We start from the raw sequence: 14,388 nt of genomic DNA on the forward strand, positions 1-14,388 counted from the left end.
TGAAGAACCATACCTTTTCAATGATGAGCAATTTATGATCAATTTTTTCCGCCGTGCGGGCCTCGGGACAAAGCTGTCGCTGCTGACGGGCGTCAGCGTCGCCACGCTGTTTCTGCTGTTCACTTTCCTGCTCAGCCAAAAAGCCAGCCAGCAGCTTGAAGCCCTTGCGGTCGAAGACCTGCACAATCAGTCCACCGGCATGGTTGATATGGTGCAGATGTTTAATACCAGCCTGAGCGAGGAAGTCGAGAGCTATACCCGGCTGTTTACGACATTTCTGCCCCAGCCGTTTAGCGTCGATACGCAGCAAACCCGGACCATAAACGGGCTCACCGTTCCGCTGCTGAAAGGCGGAGACACTGAACTGCATGAAAACACGACTTTTTCTGATGACTTCCTGAATCGTACGGGAGCAATCTCCACGCTGTTTGTTCGCAGCGGTAACGACTTTATTCGCGTTGCCACCTCCCTGCGCAAAGAGAACGGCGACCGCGCCATGGGTACCGTTCTGGATACCGCCAGCCCGGCCTTTGCGGCCGTCAGCAAAGGTGAAGTCTACCGTGGCCTGGCGCTGCTGTTTGGCAAGCGCTACATCACCCAGTACCAGCCCGTGAAAAACGCCGAAGGACAGGTCATTGCGATCGTATTTGTCGGGGTGGACATCACCCACTCCTGGAACGTCATGCGCGAGAAAATCCTCAACCGCCGCCTGGGCGAGAGCGGCCACTTCTTCGTACTGGATCGCAGCAGCGGCAAAACGCGCGGGCAATACCTGTTCCATGCCAGCGAAGAGGGCAAACTGCCGAAGTGGGACGGCGCGACGCAGCAACAGCTACTGGGCGACAAACCCGGCACCCTGGAACGCGTAAGCGACGACGGGCGCACGCTGAAAATGGCCTATACGCCGCTGCCGGGCTGGAACTGGACTATCGTCGGCGAAGTGGACAAGTCAGTGCTGCTCTCAAGCGTTACCGCCATGCGCGATCGTTTCCTGCTGGCCGGCGTGGTCTTATCTATCCTGTTTGCTGGCCTGTTCGTGGTCCTGATACGCCGCGTGCTGACCCGGCCGCTGCGCAGCGTGATCCACCTTGCCCGGCAATATGCCGCAGGGGATCTTCGTTCCAGCCTGCCGGTAACGCGCCAGGACGAAGTCGGCCAGCTGATCGACGCCATTAACGGCATCGGCGGCGGCCTTCAGCAAATTGTCCTGCAGGTCCGCGAGGCCGCGGGCGAGATCCATTTGGGCACCAACGCGCTGGCCGCCGACACCGGCGAGATTTCAGAACAGATCAACAAGCAGGCCAGCAGCGTGGAAGAGACGTCCGCCAGCATGGAGCAGCTGGCTGCCACCGTGCAGCAAAATGCCGCCAATATGGAGCAAACCCAGCAGCTGGTGGGTGAAACCTCGCTCGCGGTTCATCAGGGCGGTGAGACGGTCACCCACGCGGTGTCGACCATGGACGACATTCGCGAAGCGTCAAAACGCATCGAAGACATCACGCGCGTGATCGAGTCCATCGCGTTCCAGACCAATATTCTGGCGCTGAATGCGGCAGTGGAAGCGGCCCGCGCGGGCGAGCACGGAAAAGGTTTTGCGGTCGTGGCGCAGGAAGTTCGCGCCCTGGCGGGACGCAGCGCGAATGCGGTGAAGGAGATTGAACAGCTGATTGGCGATACGCTCAGAAAAGTGAGTGAAGGTCATGCGCTGTCTGAACAGACGCGCCTGGCGATGGATGACATCATCATTCATATCGATAACATCAGCCAGCTGGTCACCGAGATTAACCATGCCTCACGCGAGCAGTCGGCCGGGATCGGCCAGGTGAATCTCGCCATGACCCATATTGGCGAAGCGTCGCATATCAATGCCGATCGCATCTCGCGCAGCGAACAAACCGCTCAAACGCTGCGCGAGAAGGGCTCACACCTGACTCAGCTGGTAAGCCTGTTCCAGTTAAAAGGCTAGCCGACTCTGCCCGTGGCGCGCAGCAGCAGGTCGTTTTGCACCTGCGCGCTCATCAGCGTCCCGCCACGGGTGTCCAGCATCATGCGGCACCACGCCTGCGCCACCGGAGGCGATGCGTGCCGCAGCATCTGGCTTCCGGTACCGAGCAAGAAAAGCTGCTGCGCGATCTCCCGCCCCTGCGCCTCCTGCGGCTTACGCAATTTTTGCTGAAGCTGTCGCCAGCTGCGGTCGAAGTGTCTGTCCTGCCCTTTCACCTGCGCAAACTCATCGGCAAGCAGGTCGTGAATGCCTTGCTGCTTCGCCAGCACGCGCAGCACGTCCAGGCACATGATGTTGCCGGATCCCTCCCAGATACTGTTCACCGGCATCTCGCGATACAGGCGAGGAAGTTCACTCTCCTCGCAATACCCTGCGCCCCCGAGCACCTCCATCGCTTCTGCCACAAACGGAATGCCCGCTTTGCACACGCTAAATTTCGCAGTCGGGGTAAACAGCCGCGCCCAGGCGGCCTCATGCGGATCCGCACGCTTATCCCACGCCCGGGCCAGGCGGAACAGCAGCGCCGTTTGCCCTTCCAGCACCAGCGCCATCCGGCTTAGCACTTCGCGCATGAGCGGCTGATCGATGAGATTTTTACCGAAGGTCTGGCGCTGATGGGCATGGTACAGCGCCACGGACAGCGCCCGACGCATCAGCCCGTGGCTGCCCAGCGCGCAGTCAAAGCGCGTCAGTCCGCCCATTTTGAGGATCTGCCGTACCCCTTCGCCTTCTTCCCCCAGCAGCCAGCCGGCGGCATCAAGAAACTCCACCTCGCTGCTGGCGTTGGAGCGGTTCCCGAGCTTGTCCTTCAGGCGCTCCAGCCGGACGGCGTTACGCTGCCCGTCAGGCAAAAAGCGCGGCACAAAAAAGCAGGACAGTCCGCCCTTAGCCTGGGCCAGCACCAGGTGCGCATCGCTTTGCGGGACGGAGAAAAACCATTTATGCCCAACCAGCCGGTAGCTGCCGTCGCTACATTTTTCCGCTCTGGTAGTGTTGCTCAGCACGTCCGAGCCGCCCTGCTTTTCCGTCATCCCCATGCCGATCAGCAGGCCTCGCTTTTGCGCACCGGGGGACAGATGGGGATCGTAGCGATCGCTGAGCAGCGGCGTCAGCCAGTTGTGAAAGGGTTTGGGGAGCGCCTGCAGCAGCAGCGGCGTTGCGGCAAACGTCATGGTGACCGGGCAAAGCGTTCCCGCCTCTACCTGAGCATGAAGCGCAAAGCGTGCAGCCCGCGCGACAAACGACCCTTTACGCGCCTCCTCTTCCCACGCCAGGTTATGCACGCGGTTAGCACACAGCCCCTGCATCAGCAGGTGCCATGCCGGGTGAAAGCGGACGTCATCCAGCCGCTCCCCGGTGGCGTCATAGCGCAGCAGCTCCGGCGGATTGACGTTCGCCAGCCTGCCCAGCTCCAGCGACTCCGCGGTACCTAACTGCTGCCCGATGCTGGCGAGCAGATCAACATCCCACTCGGCACCCTCGCGGGAAACCGCGTCACGCAGGGCGCAGTCAGAGAGGTAAAGGTTGCTGTTGGAAAGCGGCGCGGGTTGATTGAAAACGGTATGGGTCTGCCAGTGCATGCTGTCTCCCTCCTTCAGTGGCAATGACGATAAGTATGGACAGACCGCGCGCGCGCTGCATGGGAGGGGAGTCACACGTTCACGATCCCGCTGATATCATTCGTGAAATAGCTCACAGAACATAAGAATAAACTATTTCATGACTTCGCTTTTGTTGAATAATTTATTCTTACCCCTGTCAGTGAGGATCGTTATGCAACCGGAAGCGCACAAGCGAGCATTAATTGCAGGCTCCATTGGTAACTTTATCGAGTGGTATGAGTTTGCGGTCTACGGTTTTCTGGCGACCGTGATTGCGAAGAACTTCTTCCAGCTTGAAGGGGAAGCGGGGCTCACCAGCCTGATCCTCACCTACGCCTCGTTTGCCATCGCCTTCTTCTTCCGTCCCCTGGGTGCGGTGGTATTTGGCCGCATCGGCGACCGGATAGGCCGTAAGCCGACGCTGATCGTTGTGCTGGTGCTGATGACGCTCGCGACCGCCGCCATCGGCATGGTGCCGGTCTACGCCAGCATCGGGATTGCCGCGCCGCTCATTATCACGCTGCTGCGCATCCTGCAGGGGCTGTTCGCGGGCGGCGAATACGGCGGCGCGGTCTCGCTGATGACGGAGTTCGCCCCGCGCGGCAAACGCGGGCTTTATGGTGCGTGGCAGTCCTTCACCGTGGCGCTGGGGCTGCTAGCGGGGGCGGGCATCGTGGCGCTGCTCTCTGTCCTCCTCACGCCTGAGGCCCTGCACGACTGGGGCTGGCGCATTCCTTTCTTCCTGGCGCTGCCCATGGGCGTCGTTGCGCTGTGGCTGCGCGTGAGTATGGAAGAGACGCCCAGCTTTGTGCAGCAGCAGGATAAACCGGCTGTCGCACAGGCGGATACGGCCGCCACGCTCCGGGCCATCGTGATGGGGATTGGGCGCGTGATGGTCTGGTCTGCGGCGGGGTACACCTACCTGGTGATTATGCCGACCTATCTGCAGTCGGCGCTGCACACCGGGTTTAACCAGGCCCTGCTGATTGCGGTGATTTCGAATATTGGTTTTGCACTCACCATCATTCCTTCGGGGCTCCTGAGCGACCGGATCGGGCGCCGCATGGTGATGATTATCGCCACCGCGCTGCTGCTGATCCTCGCCCTGCCGCTGCTCAAAATTTTGCAGGCGGAGTCAAGCACGCTGGCGGTCAAGGCAATAGTGGTGCTCATTGCGGGTGGCCTGGTGGGCATGCTGGCGGGGCCGGGCCCGGCGATGCTCTCTGAGATGTTCCCGACGCGCGTGCGCTATACCGGGCTGGGGTTGGCCTACTCGTTGTCGAACGCGATTTTTTCGGGCTGTGCGGGGTTAATCATTACCGGGCTGATTAAGCAGACGGGTAACCTGGATATTCCGGCGTATTACGTGATGGCGACGGCAGTGGTGAGTATTTTCGCGCTGATGACGCTGAGGAAGGATGACCATTTGCGGTCGCTGGAGGAGTGAGGTTATCACCGTCTGGTGCCCTCACCCCGGCCCTCTCCCACGGGGAGAGGGAGAAAACACTAAAGGCCGTCCTGTGGACGGCCTTGCTGTTTATTCTCCCCGCTGACGCACCGCTTCAAACAGGCAGATGCCCGTTGCAACAGACACGTTCAGGGACGACACGCTGCCCGCCATCGGGATGCTAATCAGCTCGTCGCAGTGCTCGCGCGTCAGACGGCGCATGCCTTCGCCTTCCGCACCCATCACCAGCGCCAGACGGCCGGTCATTTTGCTCTGGTACAGGGTATGATCCGCTTCACCGGCGGTACCGACGATCCAGATGTTCTCTTCCTGCAGCAGACGCATGGTGCGCGCCAGGTTGGTCACGCGGATCAGCGGTACGTTTTCCGCCGCGCCGCAGGCCACTTTTTTCGCCGTGGCGTTGAGCTGCGCAGAGCGATCTTTCGGCACGATCACCGCGTGCACGCCCGCCGCATCGGCGCTGCGCAGGCACGCGCCGAGGTTGTGCGGATCGGTAACGCCGTCGAGGATCAGGAAGAACGGATTCTCCAGTTCAGCGATCAGATCCGGCAGATCGTTTTCCTGATACTGACGCCCCGGCTTCACGCGGGCAATAATGCCCTGGTGCACCGCTCCGTCGCTTTTCTCATCCAGGAACTGGCGGTTTGCCAGCTGGATCACCACGCCCTGCGCTTCCAGCGCGTGGATCAGCGGCATCAGACGCTTATCTTCACGCCCTTTCAGAATAAAGACTTCCTGAAAACGCTCCGGTGCGCGCTCGAGAAGGGCCTGCACCGCGTGGATGCCGTAAATCATTTCACTCATTGATGGTTCTCGTAATAAATATTACCCCTCTCCCCACTGGGGAGAGGGTCAAGGTGAGGGGAAAATTACTCCGCCTGCTTTTTCTTCGCCGCGCGCTTCGCTTTGGTGGCGGCCGCTATTTTCTGCGTCTTCGCGGAAGGTTTCTTCGCTGAACGGGCTTCTTTCTTCGCCGCCTTCGGCTTCTGTTTCTTCTCGCCGCGGAACGCGCTGTCCGGCTCGAAGTTCACCTTCTTGCCAGCCTGACGACGTTTACCGCCGCCCGGCTTACCGTTTCCGCCTTTTTTCGCCCGTTCACGCTCGGTTTTACCGACGTTGCGCGGCGCACGCTCGCTGGAGATCAGGCTGAAGTCGATTTTACGGTCGTCCATATTCACGGCTTCGACCTTCACTTCGACACGGTCGCCCAGACGATAGGTCTGGCCGCCCGATTCGCCAATCAGGCGCTGGCCAACCTGATCGAAGCGGTAATAATCGTTATCCAGGCTGGAGACGTGCACCAGACCGTCGATGAACAGTTCGTCCAGACGCACGAAGAAGCCAAAGCCGGTCACGCTGGCAATCACGCCTTTGAAGACGTTACCCACCTGGTCCAGCATAAAGTCACACTTCAGCCAGTCCGCCACGTCGCGCGTGGCTTCATCGGCACGGCGTTCGGTCATGGAGCAGTGCTGACCCAGCTGCAGCATCTCTTCCATCGAATAGTGGTAGCCACCGGTTTCGGTCGTGTTCCCTTTATGGCCCTGCTCCTGCGCCAGCAGATACTTGATCGCACGGTGCAGCGAGAGGTCAGGATAACGACGAATCGGCGACGTAAAGTGGGCGTAAGACTGCAGCGCGAGGCCGAAGTGTCCCCGGTTTTCCGGATCGTAAATCGCCTGCTTCATAGAGCGCAGCAGCATCGTCTGCAGCATTTCTGCGTCAGGACGATCGCTAATGGACTCCAGCAGCTCGGCGTAATCGCGCGGCTCCGGCTTGTTGCCGCCAGGCAGCTCCAGACCCAGTTCAGCCAGCACGGAGCGGAACGCGGTGATGGCTTCCGTCGACGGTTTATCGTGAATACGGAACAGCGCAGGCTCTTTGGCTTTCTCAACGAAACGTGCCGCCGAGATGTTCGCCAGGATCATACACTCTTCGATCAGCTTGTGCGCATCGTTACGCTGGGTCTGCTCGATACGCTCGATGCGGCGTTCTGCGTTGAAAATGAATTTCGCTTCTTCGCTCTCAAACGAGATCCCGCCGCGCTCTTCACGCGCCTGATCCAGCGTTTTGTAGAGGTTATGCAGTTCTTCGATGTGTTTGACCAGCGGCGCGTACTGTTCGCGCAGATCCTGGTCGCCCTGCAGCATATGCCAGACCTTGGTGTAGGTCAGACGCGCGTGCGAGCTCATCACCGCTTCGTAGAATTTGTATCCGGTTAAGCGCCCTTTGTTGGAGATGGTCATCTCGCAAACCATACAGAGGCGGTCAACCTGCGGGTTCAGGGAGCACAGGCCGTTAGACAGCACTTCCGGCAGCATCGGCACAACCTGCGACGGGAAGTAGACCGAGGTACCGCGGCTGCGGGCTTCGTTATCCAGCGGAGTGTGCGGACGAACATAGTAGCTGACGTCTGCAATCGCTACCCACAGACGCCAGCCGCCACCGCGTTTTTTCTCGCAGTAAACGGCGTCATCGAAGTCGCGAGCATCTTCACCGTCGATCGTGACCAGCGGCAGGGAGCGCAGATCCACGCGGCCCGCTTTAGACTCTTCCGGCACTTCTTCGCGCAGGCTTTCGATCTGCTCTTCAACCGCTTTCGGCCAGATGTACGGAATCTCGTGGGTGCGCAGCGCCATATCAACGGCCATGCCGGTGCCCATGTTATCGCCTAAGACTTCCACGATTTTACCGACCGCTTTGGTGCGGCGGGTTGGGCGCTGGGTGAGTTCCACCACCACCACAAAACCCATGCGCGCGCCCATTACCTCTTCAGGCGGAATCAGGATGTCGAAGCTCAAACGGCTGTCGTCCGGCACCACAAAGCCCACGCCCGCGTCGGTAAAATAGCGGCCAACAATCTGGCTGGTTTTTGGCACCAGCACGCGGACCACGCGCGCTTCGCGGCGGCCTTTACGGTCAGCGCCCAGCGGCTGCGCCAGGATCTGGTCGCCGTGGATGCACATTTTCATCTGTTCAGATGAGAGGTAGAGATCGTCTTTACGGCCTTCCACGCGCAGGAAGCCGAAGCCATCGCGGTGACCAATAACGGTCCCTTTCAGCAGATCGAGGCGTTCTGGCAGCGCGTAGCACTGGCGGCGGGTAAAGACCAGCTGCCCGTCACGCTCCATCGCGCGCAGGCGGCGGCGAAGGGCTTCAATTTGCTCTTCACCCTGAATGTTTAATTCAACGGCAAGTTCTTCACGATTGGCGGGTTTTTCGCGTTTTGTTAAGTGTTCAATGATGAACTCGCGGCTGGGAATAGGATTCGCGTATTTTTCGGCTTCGCGTTCCTGGAAAGGATCATGTGACATGTCGGTTCCTCCGTTGTCAGCTCCGGTGGAAATTTTCTTCATTCCACCAGCAATAATTTATAAAGCGGTTGATTCTCTTCAACCAAATCGGCCAGCGTGTAGTTATCCAGCTCCATGAGAAAACTTTGCACGGCCTTTGAAAGCGCCTTTTTCAGGCGGCAAGCGGGCGTAATGTGGCAGAACTCGCTGCTGCAGTTCACCAGAGACAGCGGCTCCAGTTCACGTACCACATCGCCAACACGAATACTCTGCGCCGGTTTACCGAGACGGATCCCACCATTCTTCCCGCGGACGGCAGCAACGTATCCGGCACGACTAAGTTGATTGATTATTTTGACCATATGATTACGGGATACGCCGTAGACCTCTGTGACTTCAGAGATGCTGGTCATCTTCCCATCAGGTAACGACGCCATGTAAATCAGCGCACGTAAGCCGTAATCGGTGAAACTTGTTAACTGCACATCAACCTCAGGAAAAAGGGAAAACGCGGTCAAACCGCAGAGATATTCATTAATGATGATAAACCAGCCAGATAGATAGCGGCTAATTTATTTGAACTGAAAGGGGAACGGAGGATAAAAAAGCCGGATGCGCGTTGCTTATCCGGCCTACGATGGGTTTTGTAGGCCCGGCAAGCGCAGCGCCGCCGGGCGAAACCATCATTATGCGTCGAACGGGTCGCGCAGGATCATCGTTTCGGTACGATCCGGGCCGGTAGAAATAATATCGATCGGCACTTCGGTCAGTTCTTCAATACGTTTGATGTAATCCAGCGCCGCCTGCGGCAGGCCGCTACGCTCTTTCACACCGAAAGTGGTCTCAGACCAGCCCGGCATGGTTTCGTAGATTGGCTCGATGCCTTCCCAGTCGTCAGCAGCCAGCGGCGTGGTGGTCACTTCGCGGCCATCTGGCATACGGTAGCCGACGCAGATTTTCACTTCTTTCAGGCCGTCCAGTACGTCCAGCTTGGTCAGGCAGAAGCCAGACAGGGAGTTGATCTGCACAGCACGACGCACGGCAACCGCATCCAGCCAGCCGGTACGACGACGGCGACCGGTGGTCGCGCCAAACTCGTTACCCTGCTTGCACAGGAACTCGCCGGTTTCATCAAACAGCTCGGTCGGGAATGGACCCGCACCCACGCGAGTGGAGTACGCTTTGATGATGCCCAGAACATAATCCACGTAGCGTGGACCCAGGCCAGAGCCGGTCGCCACGCCACCAGCGGTGGTGTTCGAGGAGGTTACGTACGGATAGGTACCGTGGTCGATGTCCAGCAGCGTACCCTGCGCACCTTCAAACATGACGAAATCGCCACGCTTGCGCGCCTGGTCCAGCAGATCGGACACATCAACAACCATACCGGTCAGAATGTCTGCAATCGCCATGACGTCATCCAGCACTTTCTGGTAGTCAACAGCGTCAGCTTTGTAGAAGTTCACCAGCTGGAAGTTGTGATATTCCATCACTTCTTTCAGTTTTTCAGCGAAGGTGGCTTTGTCGAAGAGGTCGCCCACGCGCAGACCGCGACGTGCAACTTTATCTTCGTAAGCCGGGCCGATACCACGACCGGTGGTGCCGATCGCTTTCGCGCCGCGCGCTTTTTCACGCGCCACGTCCAGCGCCACGTGATAATCCAGGATCAGCGGGCAGGCTTCGGAGAGCAGCAGACGCTCACGAACAGGGATACCACGGTCTTCCAGACCTTTCATCTCTTTCATCAGCGCAGCAGGAGACAGCACAACGCCGTTACCGATGATGCTGGTGACGTTATCACGAAGAATGCCTGATGGAATAAGATGGAGGACGGTTTTTTCACCGTTGATTACGAGAGTATGGCCTGCGTTGTGACCGCCCTGGTAGCGTACAACATATTTAGCCCGTTCAGTCAGAAGATCAACAATCTTCCCTTTACCTTCGTCACCCCATTGGGTGCCCAGTACGACGACGTTGTTACCCATTTTTTTCAAAATCACCGTTTGCTTAAAAATGGATTCTACCATCGCTTTTTCAGATATACAGCACTTTTTGACCTCAGAATATCCCAAATCCGACCACTTTTTGATCAGCCAATCGTTTTCCTCAACATGTAGTAGATCACGATGCCCGCAACCACAAGACCGCCGCCAAAACGACGCAAAATATTATCGGGAAGTTGGCTCATCGTGGCGATCATTCGACGCCAGGCGCGCGGATAGAGCATCGGTCCAAGACCTTCCAGCACCAGGACCAGGGCCAGTGCGAGCCAGATCGTTGAATTCATTTTTATTCCTCATAAAAGAAAACCACCGCTCCGTTGAGAGCGGTGGTTTGAATACTCAAACGAGCCTGAGTTTATCGCGTAGCGTTGGTCGGCGTCTTCATATAACGGAAGAAATCGCTGTCCGGGCTGAGCACCATCACATCCTGGTTGCTCTGGAAGCTATTCTCGTAAGCGCGCAGGCTACGGATAAAGGCGTAGAAGTCAGGATCCTGGCTGAAGGCGTCCGCGAACAGCTTCGCCGCTTCGGCATCACCTTCACCGCGCAGGATACGGCCCTGACGCTCAGATTCCGCCAGCGTCTTGGTGACTTCATAGTCCGCTGCTGCACGCAGCTTCTCAGCCTCTTCCTGGCCCTGTGAACGGTGACGACGGGCTACCGCTTCACGCTCGGCGCGCATACGGTTGTAAATCGCCTCGGACACTTCTGCCGGGAGGTTGATCTGCTTGATACGCACGTCCACCACTTCGATACCCAGCGCAGCCATACTGTTCGGGTTGATCACCGGCACTTTGCCGTTGGTTTCCGCCTGAACGCGTTCAGCCGCTTTGGCAATCGCATCATCCGCTGCTGGCGTTTCCACTTCGTCTTCCGTGCCCGCGGTTCCGGAGTTCAGCGCATCGCGCACTTCCAGAGTCAGACGACCGCGGGAATCGGTCACGATGTCTTTCACATCCAGACGACCAATTTCAGAACGCAGACGGTCAGAGAATTTACGCTTCAGCAGCACTTCGGCCTGAGAAACGTCGCCGCCGCCCGTTGCCAGGAAGTAACGGCTGAAATCGCTGATGCGCCATTTGATATAGGAATCAACGATCAGGTCTTTCTTCTCTTTGGTCACGAAACGGTCGGCCTGGTTATCCATGGTCTGGATACGCGCATCAAGGGTTTTCACCGACTGAATGAACGGCACCTTGAAGTGCAGACCCGGCTCGTAAATCACCGGGCGCTTGTCGCCATCACGCACGACGCTGCTGAACTGGAATTTGATCCCACGCTCGCCCTCTTTCACCACAAAGATCGAGGTATAAAGTACGACCAGTACGATGACGATGATCGCAATAACTGACTTACGCATCCTTATTCCCCCTGACGCTGGTAGTCGTTACGCTGCGCGTTAGCACGGCGTTGGTCCATAATGTCACCATCGTTCGAAGAAGGCGTTGTGTTCGTGCTGGCGCTGCCCGTTGAGGCAGGCGGCAGACGCAGCAGGTTGTTCGCGCCGCTGGTGTCGCCTTTCGCGGCTGGCGCAGCATTGCCTTTCAGCATCTGATCCAGCGGCAGAACCATCAGGTTTCCACCTTTATTGTCGTTAACCAACACTTTGCGGGTGTGGCTCAGCACTTTTTCCATGGTCTCGATATAGAGACGCTCACGGGTAATTTCCGGTGCCGCTTTATATTCCGGCAGGATCTTCGCGAAGCGAGCCACTTCACCCTGCGCTTCCAGAATGGTCTGCGTCTTGTACGCGCGCGCTTCTTCCAGAATACGCTGCGCCTGGCCGTTAGCGCGTGGCTGAACTTCGTTGGTGTACGCTTCTGCTTCACGGATGTACTGCTGTTCGTTTTCACGCGCAGCAATCGCATCGTCAAAGGCGGCTTTCACCTCTTCCGGCGGACGCGCAGCCTGGAAGTTGACGTCCAGCAGGGTAATACCCATGTTGTACGGACGAATGGTCTCTTCCAGCTCGCGCTGGGTATCGCTACGAATAACGGTACGACCCTCGGTCAGGATGCGGTCCATGGTGTATTTACCGATCACACCACGCAGGGCGCTGTCGGTCGCCTGACGCAGGCTGTCATCGGCGCTGGTCACGCTAAACAGATAACGCTCAGGGTCGGTCACGCGGTACTGCACGTTCATCTCGACGCGCACCACGTTTTCATCAGAGGTCAGCATCACGCCGGAGGCCGCCAGTTCACGGACGGACTCCACGTTGACCGCGGTCACGTCGTCAATGAAGGTCGGTTTCCAGTTCAGGCCCGGCTCAACCAGATGGCTGAACTTACCGAAACGGGTGACCACGCCGCGTTCTGCTTCTTTAATGGTGTAGAACCCGCTGGCTGCCCAGATGATGACCACCGCAGCGGCCACGATACCTACAACGCGGCCACCCATCGGTGGGCGCGGACTCTGAGTGGAGTTGCCACCCGAGCCAGAACCTTTTCCTCCGCCAAGGCCACCAAGCTTCTTGCTCAGCTTGCGGAAGATATCATCCAGATCCGGCGGCCCCTGCTCGCGACCACCTTTGTTGCCATTTCCCTCAGAGTTGCCGCCAGGTTTGCTGCTTCCCCACGGGTCGCGGTCTTGTCCGTTATTACCGGGCTGATTCCACGCCATGTATATGCTCCATATTTGTTATGCAAGGGCGAATTATTCAGGCATCCCCTTTCCGATCAGACGATATAGTCCGCCAGGGCAGGTTCTTGTTTACAGAGGCGACGCCAGTCAACGATCGGCATACGCACCTGCATCCCCACGCTGCCGTCATCCTCCATCCACTCTTTTTCTATCGCCTGAAGCTGATAAAACCGGCTGCGCAGCCTGCCTTCCTGTGGCGGCAGTCGCAGCGTGTGCTGAGCCACCTCACCGGAAAGACGTTCTGTCAAAGCCTGGAAAAGCAGTGGCACGCCAATACCGGTCTGGGCAGAAAGCCAGACCCGAATCGGTTTGTTTTCTTCATCTCGGTCGATACGCGGTTCGAAATCGTCCAGCATATCGATCTTGTTCATGACCAACAGCGTTGGGATCTCGTGGGCGTCAATTTCTTCGAGCACCACGTTCACCGCGTCGATGTTTTCCTGCACCCGCACGTCTGCCGCATCTATCACGTGCAGCAGCAGCGTCGCCTGACGCGTCTCCTGCAGGGTGGCCTTAAACGCCGCCACCAGCTCGTGCGGCAGGTGGCGGATAAACCCTACGGTATCCGCCAGCACCGTTTCACCCACGTCTGCAACGTCAATACGGCGCAGCGTAGGGTCCAGGGTCGCAAACAGCTGGTCTGCGGCATACACCTGAGCCTCGGTAATCTGGTTAAACAGGGTCGATTTACCGGCGTTGGTATAACCCACCAGCGACACCGTCGGGATGTCCGCTTTGGTTCGCGCCCGACGCCCCTGTTCACGCTGTTTCTCTACGCGTTCCAGACGCGAGAGGATCTGGGTAATTCGGCCACGAAGCAAACGACGGTCGGTTTCGAGCTGGGTTTCACCCGGGCCGCGCAAACCAATCCCGCCTTTTTGTCTTTCAAGGTGTGTCCAGCCACGCACCAGACGCGTTGCCAGATGGCGCAGCTGCGCCAGCTCAACCTGCAGTTTCCCCTCGTGGGTACGAGCACGCTGAGCAAAAATATCTAAAATCAAACCCGTGCGATCGATAACACGGCATTCGCAAAGGGCTTCCAGGTTGCGCTCTTGGGCTGGAGACAGCGCATGATCAAACAACACGACTGACGCGCCGGTTGCTTTTACGGCATCCGCAATTTCGACTGCTTTACCTTCACCAACAAAATACTTTGGGTGCGGCGCTTTACGGCTACCGGTAATCACCTGCATTGCTTCGACACCGGCGGAAGAGACCAGAGATTCAAACTCCTGGAGGTCTTCCATATCTTTGTCTTGCGAAAAATAGATGTGTACCAGCACCGCCTGCTCACCGGCATCATAACGGTCAAACAAGCGTAAACCTCTCTAAAAAGATCAGCGGGGAACGCAGGATCCCTGGCTCCCCGTGTGGA

General features: G+C 58.1%; 11 protein-coding genes. 2 read left to right on the forward strand and 9 right to left on the reverse strand.

The window, feature by feature from the left end:
• Nucleotides 1-34: 34 nt before the first annotated feature.
• A complete protein-coding gene (locus tag L6R44_RS12780) occupies nt 35-1,966 on the forward strand; it encodes a methyl-accepting chemotaxis protein (RefSeq protein WP_237424438.1) in 1,932 nt (643 codons plus the stop codon).
• Here the strand turns inward: L6R44_RS12780 and L6R44_RS12785 are convergent.
• Nucleotides 1,963-3,585 carry an isovaleryl-CoA dehydrogenase gene (locus tag L6R44_RS12785; RefSeq protein ID WP_237424439.1) on the reverse strand — a complete coding sequence of 541 codons (1,623 nt, stop codon included), beginning with the start codon at nt 3,583-3,585 and terminating at the stop codon, nt 1,963-1,965. The two genes, L6R44_RS12780 and L6R44_RS12785, sit on opposite strands and share 4 nt — an antisense overlap.
• A 193-nt stretch (nt 3,586-3,778) precedes the next feature.
• On the opposite strand from L6R44_RS12785, the gene L6R44_RS12790 reads away from it, so the two are divergent.
• Entirely contained in the window at nt 3,779-5,053 is a 1,275-nt protein-coding gene (locus tag L6R44_RS12790) for an MFS transporter (protein WP_237424440.1), read from the forward strand.
• A 90-nt stretch (nt 5,054-5,143) separates the two neighbouring features.
• On the opposite strand, the gene rlmB is transcribed toward L6R44_RS12790, so the two are convergent.
• From rlmB to hflX, 8 genes are all read right to left on the reverse strand, one after another.
• Complete coding sequence (gene rlmB, locus L6R44_RS12795) at nt 5,144-5,878, reverse strand: 23S rRNA (guanosine(2251)-2'-O)-methyltransferase RlmB (RefSeq protein WP_032643810.1); 735 nt, start codon at nt 5,876-5,878, stop codon at nt 5,144-5,146.
• Nucleotides 5,879-5,943: 65 nt separating this feature from the next.
• The gene (gene rnr / locus L6R44_RS12800) at nt 5,944-8,388 is read right to left on the reverse strand and encodes a ribonuclease R (protein WP_237424441.1); all 2,445 of its coding nucleotides are present in this window, start codon (nt 8,386-8,388) and stop codon (nt 5,944-5,946) included.
• A 38-nt stretch (nt 8,389-8,426) separates the two neighbouring features.
• Entirely contained in the window at nt 8,427-8,852 is a 426-nt protein-coding gene (nsrR, locus tag L6R44_RS12805) for a nitric oxide-sensing transcriptional repressor NsrR (RefSeq protein ID WP_023310139.1), read from the reverse strand.
• 201 nt (nt 8,853-9,053) lie between these two features.
• The gene (locus L6R44_RS12810) at nt 9,054-10,352 is read right to left on the reverse strand and encodes an adenylosuccinate synthase (protein ID WP_024907332.1); all 1,299 of its coding nucleotides are present in this window, start codon (nt 10,350-10,352) and stop codon (nt 9,054-9,056) included.
• A 104-nt stretch (nt 10,353-10,456) separates the two neighbouring features.
• Nucleotides 10,457-10,654: a DUF2065 domain-containing protein gene (locus L6R44_RS12815; RefSeq protein ID WP_003855996.1), complete on the reverse strand. Its 198-nt coding sequence runs from the start codon at nt 10,652-10,654 to the stop codon at nt 10,457-10,459.
• A 71-nt stretch (nt 10,655-10,725) separates the two neighbouring features.
• Nucleotides 10,726-11,730 (reverse strand): protease modulator HflC, encoded by a 1,005-nt coding sequence (hflC, locus tag L6R44_RS12820; protein WP_010427498.1) that lies wholly within the window; start codon nt 11,728-11,730, stop codon nt 10,726-10,728.
• A 2-nt stretch (nt 11,731-11,732) separates the two neighbouring features.
• A complete protein-coding gene (gene hflK, locus L6R44_RS12825) occupies nt 11,733-12,992 on the reverse strand; it encodes an FtsH protease activity modulator HflK (RefSeq protein ID WP_032643807.1) in 1,260 nt (419 codons plus the stop codon).
• Between the two features lie 56 nt (nt 12,993-13,048).
• The gene (gene hflX / locus L6R44_RS12830) at nt 13,049-14,329 is read right to left on the reverse strand and encodes a ribosome rescue GTPase HflX (protein ID WP_237424442.1); all 1,281 of its coding nucleotides are present in this window, start codon (nt 14,327-14,329) and stop codon (nt 13,049-13,051) included.
• Nucleotides 14,330-14,388: the final 59 nt, after the last annotated feature.

The organism is Enterobacter cloacae complex sp. ECC445 (assembly GCF_021892025.1).
In the GTDB taxonomy this organism is placed as follows: Bacteria; Pseudomonadota; Gammaproteobacteria; order Enterobacterales; family Enterobacteriaceae; genus Enterobacter; species Enterobacter chengduensis.

Coding starts and splice junctions, on each gene's coding strand:
- L6R44_RS12790 (WP_237424440.1), top strand. CDS start 3,779: ATGCAACCGGAAGCGCACAAGCGAGCATTAATTGCAGGCTCCATTGGT.
- hflK (WP_032643807.1), bottom strand. CDS start 12,992: ATGGCGTGGAATCAGCCCGGTAATAACGGACAAGACCGCGACCCGTGG.
- L6R44_RS12810 (WP_024907332.1), bottom strand. CDS start 10,352: ATGGGTAACAACGTCGTCGTACTGGGCACCCAATGGGGTGACGAAGGT.
- L6R44_RS12815 (WP_003855996.1), bottom strand. CDS start 10,654: ATGAATTCAACGATCTGGCTCGCACTGGCCCTGGTCCTGGTGCTGGAA.
- rlmB (WP_032643810.1), bottom strand. CDS start 5,878: ATGAGTGAAATGATTTACGGCATCCACGCGGTGCAGGCCCTTCTCGAG.
- L6R44_RS12785 (WP_237424439.1), bottom strand. CDS start 3,585: ATGCACTGGCAGACCCATACCGTTTTCAATCAACCCGCGCCGCTTTCC.
- hflC (WP_010427498.1), bottom strand. CDS start 11,730: ATGCGTAAGTCAGTTATTGCGATCATCGTCATCGTACTGGTCGTACTT.
- rnr (WP_237424441.1), bottom strand. CDS start 8,388: ATGTCACATGATCCTTTCCAGGAACGCGAAGCCGAAAAATACGCGAAT.
- L6R44_RS12780 (WP_237424438.1), top strand. CDS start 35: ATGATCAATTTTTTCCGCCGTGCGGGCCTCGGGACAAAGCTGTCGCTG.